The following is a 14805-nucleotide window of genomic DNA, read 5'->3' on the forward strand; positions in this document are numbered from 1 at the left end:
GATCAAATAACTTATGTAAATATGAACACAATACTACAACACGATCTAAACGATTTAGAAAATATCTTAGAAAAAGCAAAACAACAAGGGATTGATTTCCTTAATAATCTTGAAAATATTCCAACATCCAATACCAATAAAATTGATCCCAAACGAGATTTAAACGAGTTAGGTTTAGGTTCAGAAAAAGCTTTAAAAGAATTTAATGAAAGATTAGCGCCTTTATTAGTTTCGTCTCCAGGCCCTCGTTATTGGGGATTTGTAACGGGAGGATCAACTCCGGCTTCTATTGTTGGTGACTGGCTGGCAACAGTTTACGATCAAAATACACAATCGATAACATCACAAGGAGGAAATTCTGCTTTAATAGAATTTGAAACGATTAATTTATTATTACAATTATTAGAACTTCCAGACTCTTTTTTGGGCGGATTTGTAACGGGAGCAACAATGTCAAATTTTACCAGTTTAGCTGTTGCGAGACAATGGTTTGGAAAACAATTGGGAAAAGATTTTGCTAAAAACGGAATTTCAGAAGCCATAAATATCTTAACTGCAACGCCGCATTCTTCTTCCATAAAATCATTATCAATGTTAGGAATTGGAAGTCAGAATTACACGGTAGTTAAAACAGTTGAAGGCAATCGTGAAGCAATTGATATTGCTGATTTAGAATCGAAAATTAAAGAATTAAACGGAAAACCTTTCATCTTAATTTCAAGTGCCGGAACCGTAAATACTGCAGATTTTGATGATTTTGAAGCTATTTCAAATCTAAAAGAAAAATACAATTTCTGGTGGCATATTGATGGCGCTTTTGGTGGATTTGCAGCAGTTTCAGAGAAATACAAACATTTTGTAAAAGGCTGGGAAAATGCCGACAGCATTACAATTGATTGTCATAAATGGCTGAATGTACCTTATGAAAGTGCTTTTTATTTAATTAAAAAAGAACATATAAACCTGCAGATTGAAACATTTCAGAATTCGAATGCACCATATTTAGGAAATCCGCTGGAGAATTTTAATTATTTAAATGTTCTTCCTGAAAATTCACGTCGTTTGAGAGCACTGCCGGTTTGGTTTTCTTTAGTAGCTTACGGGAAAGAAGGTTTTTGTGATATTATCGAAAAGAGTACTTCATTGGCACTTCATTTTGGAAATGCCCTTATTGAAGATGGTAATTTTGAACTTCTTGCTCCAATTCGGTTGAATAATGTTTGTTTTACTTTAAAAGGAGAAAGGAATCAGGATAAAGCAGGCGATTTTTTAACGAAGCTAAATGATACTGGAAAAGTATTTATGACACCGACTGTTTACCAAAATAAAAAAGGAATCCGAGCTTCATTTGTAAATTGGAGAACTACTGAAGAAGATATTAAAATAGTTTTAGAAAAAATGAAACAGCTTATTTAAAACACTAAAAAAAACTTTTTTTACAAAGTCCTGTTAACTTATGGTTAGCAGGACTTTTTTTATGGGGTTTGTAAGTTTTTTAATGTATTTAGAAATTGTGATTTTAACTTATTTTCAATTTTATCTAATTAAAAATTAATTTAATATTAATCAAATCTTAAGAATTGATATGTTTTTTTATTGATATTTTATTTTAAAGGTTAATTTTATTTTTATTTAGAATAATTAAAAATAAATTTGTTTTTAATTGTATTTGTATGTTAATTTTGTGCCAAATTTAATTTAAATCAAATTAATATAATGCAAATAAATAGACTGTTAATCCTGATTTTATTGTTCTTCATTTCGCTTCAGGGTTTCTCACAAAATAGCAAAGTAAACTTAAGTGGTGTTGTTTTAGGAAATAATGGAAAACCTGCTGAAGGTGTTTCGGTGGCATTAAAAGGCACATCTTATTCAACTTTAACAAACGAAAAAGGAGAATTTGAAATTAGTGCTGTACCAGGTAATTATACTTTATCGATTACTTATGTTGGTTATAAATCAAAACAAACCAAAATAAATCTGGACCAGTCTAAAACACTTCCTACTATTACCATCGAAGAAGATATGGCGGCTTTAGAAGAAGTTCAGGTTAAAGGAAAATCTAAAGTGCAGCGTGTTCGCGAAGAAGCCTTTAATATTACTGCGGTTGATTTGAAACAGCTTTATAATACTTCTGCCGATTTAAATCAGGTTTTAAATAGAACTACTGGAGTTCGTGTAAGAGAAACAGGAGGAATGGGGTCTGAGTTTAAATTTACTTTAAATGGTTTTTCTGGCGATCAGGTTAAATTTTTCTTAGATGGAATTCCTATTGATAATTATGGCTCATCGTTTACCTTAAATAATATTCCTGTAACAATGGCAGAACGTGTCGATGTTTATAAAGGAGTTGTTCCGGTTGAACTTGGCGGAGACGCGATAGGCGGTGCCGTAAATATTGTGACAAATAAATCGGCTAATAAATTTATTGATGCTTCTTATAGTTATGGTTCTTTCAATACCCATAAAGCGGCAATCAACACACGTTTTACAAGTAAAAATGGTATAGTTGCTAATTTGAATGCTTTTTTAAACTATTCAGACAACAGTTATAAAATTGATGCACAAATTCCGGATTCTTTTTCAGGAGTTTACGGACCAGAACAAAAACTCAAACACTTTCATGATGGTTACAAACAGGGAACTATTATGGCCGAAGTTGGAGTAAAAGATAAAAGTTATGCAGATTATTTATTAGTTGGCCTTGCCGGAAGTGCCAATAAAAAAGAAGTACAACAAGGAGCAACAATGTTTGCTGTTGTTGGGGATGCGTTTACTGAAAGCAAAAACATAGTATCTTCTTTAAAATATAAAAAGACTAATTTATTTGTAAAAAATTTAACAGCAAGTTTAGCGGCCTCTTATAATATTGCCGAAGAAAGAAAAATTGATACTTCGTCTGCAAGGTATGACTGGTCTGGAAATTATACAGTAAAAAATTATGACAGCGGCGGAGAAATCAATCCGAATGAAAAATCAATAATGGTATTTGATGTTAAATCACTGCAAAGTAATGCTAACATTAAATACGATTTAAATGAAAATAACTCTTTTGCACTTAATTATACTTATTTAGGTTATAAAAGAAAAGAGGTTAATGAGTATGATCCAAAAGATATACCAACGAAACCATACTTAATCAAAAACTTTGTAGGCTTATCTTATAATTTACATGCGCTTGAAAAACGTTTGTCTTTTAACGCTTTTGGTAAAATGTACGATTTAAAATCTAAGGTAACTTTAGCAAGTGATGGAAGTATAATGAGCAGTTCTTTTAATGACTTTGGTTACGGAACTGCAGCAGCTTATTTTTTAATTCCGGAAGAATTGCAAATCAAAGCATCTTACGAACATGCTTACAGGCTTCAATCTCCAATTGAATTATTAGGAGATGGATTGCTGGCAGATCCAAATCCAAATTTAAATCCAGAGAGCAGTGATAATGTTAATGTCGGTTTTGGCTATAAAAAAGACCACAATGCACATTCTTTCGGGCTGCAGGGGAATTTTATTTACCGAGAAGCAAAAGATTTTATCCAGCCTATAGCAGTAGGAACTCATACCATGTCTGTTAATAAAACAAATGTACAGGTTACAGGAGTTGACGGTGTGTTTAATTACGGCTATAAAGAATGGTTTACTTTTCAGGTAAATGCTACTTATCAAAAAACAGTAGACATGAACCCTAATGGACAATACGGAACCAATCAGCCAAACTACTTGTATAAAAAACAATTGCCAAATATTCCTATTTTATATGGTAATGCTGATTTAGGTTTTTATTTCAAAAATTTAAAATATGAGCAGGATCTTTTCTCTGTCAATTTGTTTGCTAATTATTCAGACAGTTACTATTTGAATTATCCTAGTTTAGGAGCTCCAGAATATAAAAAGAGTATTCCGGAACAAATTTTTTATTCGGCTGCTCTAGCTTATTCTTTAAAAAATGGCCGATATAATGTGGCGTTTGAGTGCCGCAATATTACCAACGAAAGACTCTATGATTATTTTATGGTTCAAAAACCAGGGCGCTCATTTACAGTAAAACTGAGATACTTCTTTATGTAATCTCATTTATTAATAACTCAATCCAAAATCTGCTCTTAGGCAGATGTTAATTAATTAAATAAGCAATTATGAAAACATTTAAAATTAAAAATTTATTAGCGATAGTGCTTTTGTCAGCCTTGACTTTTTCATGCAGCAGTGATGATTCATCAAATGATTCAGACACGGTAGAAGGAAGTAAATATGTATTAGGATACTGGACGGAAACATGGAATGCTAATTACTTATGGAGCTTTGATTCTTTAGAGCAATTAATGTCAGGAACAATTGACATGACAGGAAAAGGAATTGAGCAAGGAGGATCTTATGTGCCAATCGCGAATACAATGTTTGCCCTTGATACCGAAGTTACTGGCGCAGCACCTTATTATTTAAATGCTGCAAGTCAATTAACAGCAGGGAATCGTATTTTTATTGAGTCGTCTTATGCTTATGGTGTAACAGATGATAATAAGTTATTAATTATTGGAGCATCTTGGGACGGAACATCAACAGACAATGAATTAATTGTTTATGATCCGGAAAAACAAGCAATTACCGCTCGTAAATTTGATAATTTTCAAACTACAACAGGGCGTTTTGATTTCCCTACAGCAGTAACAGTGAGCGGCGGAAAAATTTATGTTTCTGTTTTTAACAGAGATAAAGACTGGAATATGGTTCAGGATAAAGCATATATCAGAATATATGATTACCCTTCATTAAATTTTGTAAAAAGAATTGAAGATCCGCGTACTACAGCTGTGGGAATGTACTATACAGGAACAGGAGTTGTTCGTACCGATTCTGGAAATGTTTATACTTTTTCTTCTAATGCTCTTTCTGCAGGTTATGAAACTCCAGAAGCAAATAAGAAATCAGCAATCCTTCGTATTAATAAAGGAGCTTCAGAATTTGATGCTAATTATTTCTTTGAAACAGAATCAAGCTCACTTGGTGGAAAAGTAATTGCGGCTTATCCTATTGGAGGAGAAAAAGCATATGTTGTTTATATTCCAACTGCTGAGGATACTGCACTTTGGGGATTCTTAAACCACGTATCTTATAAATTTAAGTCAGCTATTATAGATTTACCTTCAAAAACAATTACAAAAGTAACAGGATTGCCTGATCATGCCGGAGATAATTATTTTGGAATTGGAAGTTTATTTGTAGAAGATGGAAAAGCATATAAAGCATTCAAAACAAATGATGAAGTTCGTGTATATAAAATTGATCTTACTACAGGAGCAGCTACAAAAGGAGCACTTGTAACTGGTGGTGGTGTTGATATCGCTGCTATTACTAAATTGGCACCAAAAAAATAATTAAAAACATCTTAGGTGAACCATATAATCATTGCTTACGGGCTTTGATTATATGGTTTTTTTAATAGCAGTAATTTCATTTTGTTTCGTATAAATTTCAAAATAATGTCTTCCACTAAAAACACGAAAAACCCAAAACCTAAATCAAAAACGACTTTCCGTAAAATTAATGACTGGCTGCATTTATGGCTTGGATTAATATCTGGGGGTATTGTTTTAGTTGTTTGTTTAACGGCTTGTATTTGGATATTTAATGAAGAAATTATCGGATTAATTGACTCGAAAAGCAATACTAAAATTGAGCAAAAAACACTTCTTACACCATCTCAAATACTAGAAATAAGTACTAAAAAATTCCCGCACACAAAAGTTGAATCGGCAATTTTTAAAGAAGGAAGAACAATTGATGTTGAAATTGGAAAATGGGAAGCTAAAGAACGCTATACACTTAAATTAAATCCATATAGCGGTCAAATTGTTGATCTTGAAACTCATCATAAAGATGAATTTGTTTTTTTTGACTGGATTTTAAAAGGGCATCGTTTTTTATGGCTTCCATGGGAAATAGGAAGACCAATTGTAAATTATGCAACATTAGTTTTTGTTGTCTTATTGATTACCGGAATAATCTGGTGGTATCCTAAAAAATGGAATAAAACAACCAGAGATAAGAGTTTTAAAATTAAATGGAAAGCAAATTGGAAACGCGTAAACATAGATCTTCATAACGTTTTAGGGTTTTATTCCCTTTTATTTTTACTTGCAATAGCACTTACCGGAATGGTTTGGGGAATTGAGTGGTACAGTGAAGGATTATATTGGACTACTTCTGGAGGAGAAACGCTTACAGAATGGAAAGAAAAAGAATCTGATTCTTTGTCAAAAAGAAAATATCATGATGTAAAAGAAGTAATGGATGCCTGCTGGAAAAATGTATTGGTTAATAATCCAAAGGCACAAGGATTTTATTATCGTTTTCCAGATGCAAAAAACACAAAAGAGGCCATTTACATGATGGCTTACCCAAACAAAGGACAATTTTATAATGCGAATTTTTATTATTTTGATAAGTATACAGCAAAACGTATTGTCGATGGCGGTATTGATTCAAAAAACTACGACGAAGTAGGTTTTGGAGGAAAATTACGAAAAATGAATTATGATATTCATATAGGAACAATTTTAGGTTTCCCCGGAAAAGTACTTGCATTTTTTGCAGCACTAATAGGGGCCAGTTTACCTATTACAGGATTTATTGTTTGGTATAATCGCAAATGGGGAAAAAGAAAAGCCAAAAAGCAATAAGCTTTTTACAATCAAAAATAAAAAGAGCCTGTCTAATATTAGCAGGCTCTTTTCTTTCAAAAAAAAATAAAAAACAAAAAAACAAGTTCAAGGGATTTAAATTCTATATGTAAAGACTGATACATTCATTTGATTCTGGGCTTTTAAATGTGTAAATAGGCTTATATTTTATTGCAAAACAGTTTGTTCAATTTTTTGAGAAAGTTTTTCTAAAAAGCTTTCCGTTTGATTTAAAAATGAAATGAAGAAACTTTTTATATTGGCGTATAAAGACGACATAGTGCTGATATATTAATATTACATTGGCAAATATAATACTATTTATAACAAGTCTAAATAAAAATAATTAAAAATTGTATAATAAATTGTCAAACGTTTGATAACGAGTAAATAATGTTTGAAAGAGAAGGGAATTATGAAGAGAAACAAAGATTCTTAGAATAGAAAAACCGATTTATTCCTAAGAATAAATCGGTTTTTTTATAATCTGCGACTGAAAACCGTGACTGCGACTGAAAATTTACTTAGTAATTTCTCTAAAAACAGCTTCCAGGTTTTTATTTTTCTGATTTAACTGTAATGTTTTTAAACCATTTTCTGTAGCAAAGTCGAAAATTGCAGGGCGCATGTCTTTCTCGGTAACAAAAGTTAGTTCCCAAGTCATGTCATGTGTGTTTTTGTACGAAGAAATGTTTTCTAATTTGGCTAAAAGCTGTTCTTCGACTTTATAATCAAACTCTACCTCAATAACTTGCTCTTCATTTGCAGCAACTAAATGGTCTAATTTATTGTCTGCAACGATTTGTCCTTTGTCAATAATTATGACACGATCGCAAATTGCTTCGACTTCCTGCATAATGTGTGTTGATAAAAAAATTGTTTTATCCTTACCAATATTTTTGATTACATTTCTAATTTCCATTAACTGATTCGGATCCAGACCTGTAGTTGGTTCATCCAAAATCAAAACATCCGGATTGTGCAATAAAGCATTCGCTAGTCCAACACGCTGGCGGTATCCTTTTGATAGCTGACTGATTTTTTTATGGCTTTCCGGTGTCAGTCCTGTCAGTTGAATTACCTCTTCAATTCTTGACTTTGGTACTTTATAAACATCGGCATTAAAAGCCAAATACTCACGAACATACAAATCCAAATATAACGGATTATGCTCTGGTAAATATCCTATCGACTGCTGCACTGCTTTTGCGTTTGTCATGACATCGTGGCTATTTACAAGGGCTGAGCCGCTGTCGGCAAGTAAATAAGTCGTCAAAATTTTCATTAAAGTAGATTTTCCGGCTCCGTTGGGACCAAGAAATCCTACGATTTCTCCTTTCTCAATTTTAAACGAAATTTCATTTAAAGCTTTTTGCTCTCCGTAACTTTTTGATATACTGTTTACTTCTATCGACATGACTTTTTATTTGTTACAAAAGTAAACAGAAATAGTCTCGATTGCTAAAAATTCTCTTTTAAAGTAGTTATAAAAAAAATCAATGAGCCCAGTATTCACGGCATTGTTATTGTTAAAGGAATGCTAAAATTAAAATATACCCCAAATTATGAAAAAAATTCTAGTGATGGCTGCATTGGCTATCTGCAGTTTTGCAAACGCTCAAAAAGGAACAATCTTAGTAGGTGGAAACATCGGATATTCTTCTGAAAAAGCAGAATACAGATTTACTGAATCAAAATCAAATGAATTTAGCTTTTCTCCTAAAGTAGGTTACCAATTTCACGACAACTGGACTGTTGGAGGTGAATTTACAGTTTCTTCTTCAAAAAATGGTTTTATTGGTGAGGAACAAAAAGTAAACGCTTTTAGAGCTGGAGCTTTCGTTCGTTACTCAGTTCCATTGAACCAGACTTTTGCTGTTTTTGCTGATATGGGAGCTGGTTTCCAAAATCAAAAAGTTAAAAATTATGAGAACGGATTACTTGATTCAAAATCTAAAGCAGATGGAATGTACGTTGGTGTAACTCCAGCTCTTTTCATTAACATGAAAAAAGGATTTGGTCTTAACTTTAGTATTGGTGGTTTAGGATACGAAACATTAAGCTTCGATAATAATGGTGCTGATGTTAGCAAATTCTACTTCAACTTTGGACAAACATTTAACATTGGAGTTTCTAAAAACTTCTAATCTTAAGTTACATATTCAATTTCAGAAAAGCACTCCAATCGGGGTGCTTTTTTTTGTTTTGAGGATAAAGATTTTTCATTGAAAAACTTTTGTTTTTAATAAAATAATGCAAAAAAGTATTTTGTAATGTGTTGTGTTTTGTGAATTTGTTAAAACATTGAATAAGAATAAATTGTGGCATTCTTATTGTTAAATATCTTTCAAAATTTAACAAATATCACACATGAAAAAAATTCTAGTTATTGCTGCATTAGCTATGTTTAGCTTTGCGAATGCCCAAAAAGGGTCGGTTTTAGTTATGGGAAGTGTTGCTTACTTTTCTGAAAACACTTCAAGTCCGGGATCAGAGAACAAACAGAATACATTTAATTTTGTTCCAAAAGTTGGATATCAATTTCATGAAAATTGGACTGCGGGTCTTGAATCTGGTTACGCAAAAACAAAGCAAAATATTAACAGTGGTAATGTATACAATTACAGTACATTTTCTGTGGGTGGATTTTTACGTTATTCAAAAGTTTTAAACCAAACCTTTTCTGCTTATGCTGATTTGGGAACAGGATTTCAAAACAAAGAAGAAACAAGTATTAATAATATTGGAGAGCGATTTCCTTACAAAGGAAACGGATTTTATGTTGGAATTACGCCGGCAATTTTATTAAATGTTGGAAAAGGATTTGGAATAAACTTCAATATAGGAACTTTAGGCTACAATACTTTAAAATTTGATGACGACAGAACTGTTGACAAATTTAATTTTACTTTTGGACAGTCTTTTTCTATTGGTGTTTCTAAGAATTTTTAATTTCAGTAATTGTATATAAAATTTTAAAAAGCACTCCAATTGGGGTGCTTTTTGTATTTTTGAAAGAAGACATTTATGATAAATAAAATGGCATTAAGATTATTACCAAGCGAAGCTAAAGAATTTATAGAAACTGCCAATAGGCTAAATATAGAGGTTGAATTATTGAATAAGGAAGATTCTCAAAAATATATTGAGAAAGTTTTAAATTCCTTTAAACCCTTTAGAGTAACAGGTCATTTAGGAATTGGAGATAATTCCATTTCAATATCATTAGACGAGAATGAATTTTCGTATTCTGAAAATTTAGATCAGGAAAGTGGTTATGTTTTTTTTGAGCAGTATAATTCTGAAGGAAAGACAACAGTTATTAAGATAGTAGATGTTAGAAAACTGGGAGAGATTATAACGGATAGTTTTGGAATGGAATATTTTTTATCGAATGAAAAAATGGACTATCTAATAGCCGTTAATTGGTATGTTGTTGAAATTTCAGGAAATGCAAAAGAAAAGTTTAATCTAAAAAAATAATGCCCGCAAAAGTGAAGTCGAAACTAAATCATAACTAACTCTCGACTCCACTAAGCCGACACTAAAAAACAAAAATATATCTAAAAAGAAACTATTAATTTACAGGATTTTCGACAGCTGCGCGCATTTCCTGAGCCGCCGCAACCATTTCGATTAAAGCTTTTTTAGTTTCATCCCAATGACGTGTTTTTAAACCACAATCAGGATTTACCCATAATTGATCTACCGGAATTACAGCCGAAGCTTTTTCTAATAAATGAACCATTTCTGCGCTCGAAGGCACACGTGGCGAGTGAATATCATATACTCCTGGTCCAATTTCGTTTGGATATTTAAAGTTGGCAAAAGCATCTAAAAGCTCCATTTGAGAACGAGAACATTCAATTGTAATAACATCCGCATCCATGTCGGCAATATTTTGAATAATATCGTTGAATTCACTGTAACACATGTGTGTATGAATTTGCGTATCATCATTTACACCACTTGCAGAAATTCTAAAAGCTTTTACAGCCCAGTCTAAATATTTAGCCCATTCTTCTTTTCGCAATGGTAAACCTTCACGAATGGCAGGCTCATCAATTTGAATAATTTTGATTCCCGCTTTTTCTAAATCCACAACTTCATCACGAATTGCCAAAGCGATTTGCGTACAAGTTTCAGAACGAGGCTGATCGTTACGAACAAATGACCATTGCAAAATAGTTACTGGTCCAGTAAGCATTCCTTTTACCCATTTTGGAGTTAAAGACTGTGCGTATTTTGACCATTTTACCGTCATGGGGTTTGGTCTTGAAACGTCACCGTAAATAACCGGAGGTTTCACACATCGGCTTCCGTAACTTTGAACCCAGCCATTTTTTGTAAAAGTAAATCCGGCCAATTGTTCCCCGAAATATTCCACCATATCATTACGTTCAAATTCTCCATGAACCAGAACATCAATTCCGGTTTCTTCCTGAAAACGAATCGTAGCTTCGGTTTCTTTTTCGATTAAATCATTGTACTGCTCCGTAGTTAGTTCCCCTTTTTTGAATTTCGCTCTCCAGCTTCTCACTTCAGCCGTTTGAGGAAAAGATCCAATTGTTGTTGTTGGGAATAACGGAAGATTTAAAGCTTCAATCTGGCTTTTTCTTCTTGCTGCAAAAGCACTTTTACGTTTATCATCAGAAGCTATAATTCCGGCAACACGCGCTTTAACTTCATTATTATGAATTAATTTTGAAGTTTTACGGTTTTCATTTGCAATTACATTTCTTTCGTAATCAACCGAAGCTTTAACATCAACTTCGCCTGAACCAATTTGTTTTAAAAGAACAATTTCGTTGATTTTCTGCTTCGCAAAAGCAAGCCATTGTTTAATTTCAGGCGTTAAAGTTTCGTCGTTTGTTTCTAAATCTAAATCGCAAGGACTGTGGATTAAAGAGCAAGAAGGTCCAACTAAAATTCTGTCTTTGCCTAAAGCATCAGTTGCTTTTTTGATTAATTCTAAAGATTTTTTGAAATCATTTTTCCAGATATTTCTCCCGTCAACAACTCCCAAAGAAAGATTTACGTTTGAAGCCAGTTTTCCTGATTCTAAAATATCATCTAATTGAAGCGGGCAGCGAACTAAATCTAAATGGAAAGTATCAACCGGTAAAGCCAAAGCTGTTTCTAAATTTTCTCCAAAATAATCAAAATAATTTGCTAAAATGATTTTTAGTTTTGGGAAACGCATATTGATTTCGTTATAAACCTGCGTAAACGTATTTCTTTCTTTATCAGTTAAATTTAAAGCTAAGAAAGGTTCGTCAAGCTGAATATATTCTGCATTTTCTGCTTGTAATTTTTCGAAAATTTCGAAGTAAACAGGTAATAAAGCGTCAATAAGATCAATTCGGTTAAAACCTTCTTCCTTTTCTTTTCCTAAAAGTAAATACGAAATTGGCCCAATTAAAACTGGTTTTGTTGCAATTCCTAAAGCATTTGCTTCTTTAAATTCATTGATTATTTTTTCTGAAAACAATTCAAATTTTTGGTTCTTTGTAAATTCAGGAACAATGTAATGATAGTTCGTATCGAACCATTTTGTCATTTCCATTGCTACAACATCCTGGCCTTTTTTTTGTGCACCTCTTGCCATTGCAAAATACAAATCCAGAGATGAATTTTTTCTTGCGAATTTATGGTAACGCTGCGGAATTGCACCAACTGTCAAAGTCAAATCCAAAACCTGATCATAAAAAGAAAAGTCATTTGACGGAATCAAATCAACTCCGGCTTGTGATTGTAAATACCAGTTTTTGATACGAATTTCTTTTCCGGCACCGATAAGTTCTTCTGCCGAAATTTTTCCTGCCCAATACAATTCACAGGCTTTTTTTAATTCTCTATTACTCCCAATTCTTGGATAACCTAAATTATTTGTTTTCATTTTGGTCTCAGTGTTTTTTACTGAACAAATTTATTGTATTAGATTTTATAACTTATATTTGATACTTATTTTAGTAAAATGTATTTTAAAATCGTTTTTAAAAAGATTTTATTACTGAAAATATCTTTTGAACGAACCTTTAGCCGTAAAAAAAACTATGGAAAACCTCGATAAAACCGATTTGCTGATCCTGAAACACCTTCAGGAAAACTCAAATATCAACACAAAAGACCTCGCCAGTAAATTATTTCTTACTGTAACACCAGTTTATGAACGTATAAAAAGGTTAGAAAGAGACGGATTTATAACAAAGTACGTGGCGTTACTTGACAGAAAAAAAATGAACCGCGGCATGACGGTTTTTTGCAACGTTCGTTTAAAAGAACACGCCAAAAACGTGGGAAGTAATTTTGTAAAAGATATCGTCGCCCTTCCAGAAATTATAGAATGCTATAATATTGCCGGAGATTACGATTTTATGCTAAAAATTCTGGTACAGGATATGGCTAGTTATCAGGATTTTGTGATGAATAAATTGTCGACAATAGAAAACATCGGAAATACGAATAGTATTTTTGTAATGGGAGAAATAAAACATAGCACCGCATTAGAGTTTTAATATTTTGCCACAGATTAAAAAGATTATAATGATTTTTTTAGGATTGATGGTTAGGTTTTTTGCCACGAATTTCACGAATTTTCACGAATTAATTTATGCAGAATGATTTGTGAAAATTCGTGAAATTCGTAGCGAACAAAACATTTAATTATCCTAAAATAAAATGTATTTTTGAAATCTTAAATCGCCAATTTAGATCAAAAATCTAAAATCGTTAATCTAGAATCTAAAATCAAATGAACTGGGAACAACTTTTATCATTAAAACGTCAGGGAGATACAAGCAAAAGATTACGTGTAGAACAAGATGATACACGATTAGGTTTTGAAGTCGATTATGACCGGATTATTTTCTCGGCTGCATTTCGTTCTCTACAGGATAAAACCCAGGTAATTCCACTTTCTAAAACAGATTTCGTACATACCAGATTAACACACAGTTTAGAAGTTTCTGTTGTAGGAAGATCTTTAGGACGTTTGGTAGGTAAAAAAATCATCGAAAAATACCCTTATTTAAAAGAAATTCACGGTTATCACATGAATGATTTTGGGGCAATTGTGGCCGCAGCTTCATTAGCGCATGATATTGGGAATCCGCCTTTTGGACATTCGGGAGAAAAAGCAATTGGCGAATATTTCTCTACCGGAAAAGGATTGAAATACAAAGATAAATTAACGGCAAAACAATGGCAGGATTTAATTGATTTTGAAGGAAATGCCAATGGATTTTCAGTACTAACGGCGAGCCGTCCGGGAATTGAAGGCGGACTTAGAATTTCATACGCAACATTAGGCGCATTTATGAAATATCCAAAAGAAAGTCTTCCGAAAAAACCAACCAATAATATTTCTGATAAAAAATACGGTTTCTTCCAGTCTGATAAAACCTTTTTTGAAGAAGTGGCCGAAGATATGGGAATGATCCCAAATAAAGAAGAGGGCGATATTGGTTTTGAAAGACATCCGCTGGCTTATTTAGTTGAAGCTGCAGATGATATTTGTTACACGATTATCGATTTTGAAGACGGAATAAATCTTGGTTTAGTTTCAGAAGATTATGCCTTAGAATATTTAATTAAATTAGTAAAAGACAATATTGGCGTTGCCAAATATAAATTATTGGAAACCAAAGAAGACAGAATTAGTTATTTGCGTGCTTTGGCAATTGGAGCCTTAATTAATGACGCCGTTGATGTTTTCGTAGAAAATGAAGAAGCAATTCTAGCCGGAAATTTCCCTTTTGCTTTAACAGACAAAAGTAAATACAAAGCGCAGATGAATGATATTATCAACTTAAGCGTTGAAAAAATCTATCAAAGCCGTGAAGTTATTGAAAAAGAAATTGTTGGTTATCAAATCATTCAAACCCTACTTGATAAATTTATCACAGCATTCAATAATAAATACGAAGGAACGGCATCAAACTACGATAAATTGATTTTGAAAATGCTGCCGGAAAAACATAATTTAGAGAAAGGAAATTTATATGAACGTCTTCTTCATATTTGTCATTACGTTTCTCTTTTAACAGACGGAAATGCATTAGAATTATACGAAATGATTCAGGGAAGAAAAAAGAATTAATGTTCAAATTATACTATAAAAAAA

The 14805-nt window shown here is 32.4% G+C and carries 11 protein-coding genes; 9 read left to right on the plus strand and 2 right to left on the minus strand.

Annotation, left to right across the window (positions count from 1 at the left end):
• The first annotated feature begins 21 nt into the window (after window positions 1–21).
• From J2Y38_RS06575 to J2Y38_RS06590, 4 genes are all read left to right on the plus strand, one after another.
• The gene (locus tag J2Y38_RS06575; RefSeq protein WP_309840748.1) at window positions 22–1416 is read left to right on the plus strand and encodes a pyridoxal-dependent decarboxylase; all 1395 of its coding nucleotides are present in this window, start codon (window positions 22–24) and stop codon (window positions 1414–1416) included.
• A gap of 300 nt (window positions 1417–1716) precedes the next feature.
• Complete coding sequence (locus J2Y38_RS06580) at window positions 1717–4068, plus strand: TonB-dependent receptor (RefSeq protein ID WP_309840750.1); 2352 nt, start codon at window positions 1717–1719, stop codon at window positions 4066–4068.
• Window positions 4069–4136: 68 nt separating this feature from the next.
• On the plus strand, window positions 4137–5375 hold the full coding sequence (locus tag J2Y38_RS06585) for a DUF4374 domain-containing protein (RefSeq protein ID WP_309840752.1): 1239 nt from the start codon (window positions 4137–4139) through the stop codon (window positions 5373–5375).
• Window positions 5376–5480: 105 nt separating this feature from the next.
• Window positions 5481–6680 carry a PepSY-associated TM helix domain-containing protein gene (locus J2Y38_RS06590; RefSeq protein ID WP_309840754.1) on the plus strand — a complete coding sequence of 400 codons (1200 nt, stop codon included), beginning with the start codon at window positions 5481–5483 and terminating at the stop codon, window positions 6678–6680.
• 520 nt (window positions 6681–7200) lie between these two features.
• Here J2Y38_RS06590 and gldA read toward each other — a convergent pair.
• Window positions 7201–8097, minus strand: coding sequence for a gliding motility-associated ABC transporter ATP-binding subunit GldA (gldA, locus tag J2Y38_RS06595; RefSeq protein ID WP_309840756.1), 897 nt, complete (start codon window positions 8095–8097; stop codon window positions 7201–7203).
• Window positions 8098–8245: 148 nt separating this feature from the next.
• Here gldA and J2Y38_RS06600 point away from each other — a divergent pair, with 148 nt between their 5' ends.
• The 3 genes from J2Y38_RS06600 to J2Y38_RS06610 all read left to right on the plus strand — a co-directional run bounded on the left by J2Y38_RS06600 (window position 8246) and on the right by J2Y38_RS06610 (window position 10163).
• Window positions 8246–8827 (plus strand): outer membrane beta-barrel protein, encoded by a 582-nt coding sequence (locus J2Y38_RS06600; protein WP_309840758.1) that lies wholly within the window; start codon window positions 8246–8248, stop codon window positions 8825–8827.
• Between the two features lie 223 nt (window positions 8828–9050).
• Window positions 9051–9632: an outer membrane beta-barrel protein gene (locus tag J2Y38_RS06605; protein WP_309840760.1), complete on the plus strand. Its 582-nt coding sequence runs from the start codon at window positions 9051–9053 to the stop codon at window positions 9630–9632.
• Window positions 9633–9707: 75 nt separating this feature from the next.
• The gene (locus J2Y38_RS06610) at window positions 9708–10163 is read left to right on the plus strand and encodes a hypothetical protein (RefSeq protein ID WP_309840761.1); all 456 of its coding nucleotides are present in this window, start codon (window positions 9708–9710) and stop codon (window positions 10161–10163) included.
• 94 nt (window positions 10164–10257) lie between these two features.
• Here the strand turns inward: J2Y38_RS06610 and metE are convergent, their stop codons facing one another.
• Window positions 10258–12579, minus strand: coding sequence for a 5-methyltetrahydropteroyltriglutamate--homocysteine S-methyltransferase (metE, locus tag J2Y38_RS06615; protein ID WP_309840762.1), 2322 nt, complete (start codon window positions 12577–12579; stop codon window positions 10258–10260).
• Between the two features lie 157 nt (window positions 12580–12736).
• Here metE and J2Y38_RS06620 point away from each other — a divergent pair, with 157 nt between their 5' ends.
• Both J2Y38_RS06620 and J2Y38_RS06625 read left to right on the plus strand, forming a co-directional pair.
• On the plus strand, window positions 12737–13198 hold the full coding sequence (locus tag J2Y38_RS06620) for an Lrp/AsnC family transcriptional regulator (RefSeq protein ID WP_029271860.1): 462 nt from the start codon (window positions 12737–12739) through the stop codon (window positions 13196–13198).
• Between the two features lie 236 nt (window positions 13199–13434).
• The gene (locus tag J2Y38_RS06625; RefSeq protein ID WP_309840763.1) at window positions 13435–14781 is read left to right on the plus strand and encodes a deoxyguanosinetriphosphate triphosphohydrolase; all 1347 of its coding nucleotides are present in this window, start codon (window positions 13435–13437) and stop codon (window positions 14779–14781) included.
• Window positions 14782–14805 lie beyond the last annotated feature (24 nt).

Origin of the sequence: Flavobacterium sp. 2755, from assembly GCF_031455715.1 — a bacterium.
Lineage (GTDB): Bacteria > Bacteroidota > Bacteroidia > Flavobacteriales > Flavobacteriaceae > Flavobacterium.

Excerpts from the sequence above, each read along its gene's own strand:
- J2Y38_RS06605 (WP_309840760.1), top strand. The coding sequence starts at position 9,051 with ATGAAAAAAATTCTAGTTATTGCTGCATTAGCTATGTTTAGCTTTGCG.
- J2Y38_RS06610 (WP_309840761.1), top strand. The coding sequence starts at position 9,708 with ATGATAAATAAAATGGCATTAAGATTATTACCAAGCGAAGCTAAAGAA.
- J2Y38_RS06580 (WP_309840750.1), top strand. The coding sequence starts at position 1,717 with ATGCAAATAAATAGACTGTTAATCCTGATTTTATTGTTCTTCATTTCG.
- J2Y38_RS06625 (WP_309840763.1), top strand. The coding sequence starts at position 13,435 with ATGAACTGGGAACAACTTTTATCATTAAAACGTCAGGGAGATACAAGC.
- J2Y38_RS06600 (WP_309840758.1), top strand. The coding sequence starts at position 8,246 with ATGAAAAAAATTCTAGTGATGGCTGCATTGGCTATCTGCAGTTTTGCA.
- metE (WP_309840762.1), bottom strand. The coding sequence starts at position 12,579 with ATGAAAACAAATAATTTAGGTTATCCAAGAATTGGGAGTAATAGAGAA.
- J2Y38_RS06585 (WP_309840752.1), top strand. The coding sequence starts at position 4,137 with ATGAAAACATTTAAAATTAAAAATTTATTAGCGATAGTGCTTTTGTCA.
- gldA (WP_309840756.1), bottom strand. The coding sequence starts at position 8,097 with ATGTCGATAGAAGTAAACAGTATATCAAAAAGTTACGGAGAGCAAAAA.
- J2Y38_RS06575 (WP_309840748.1), top strand. The coding sequence starts at position 22 with ATGAACACAATACTACAACACGATCTAAACGATTTAGAAAATATCTTA.
- J2Y38_RS06620 (WP_029271860.1), top strand. The coding sequence starts at position 12,737 with ATGGAAAACCTCGATAAAACCGATTTGCTGATCCTGAAACACCTTCAG.
- J2Y38_RS06590 (WP_309840754.1), top strand. The coding sequence starts at position 5,481 with ATGTCTTCCACTAAAAACACGAAAAACCCAAAACCTAAATCAAAAACG.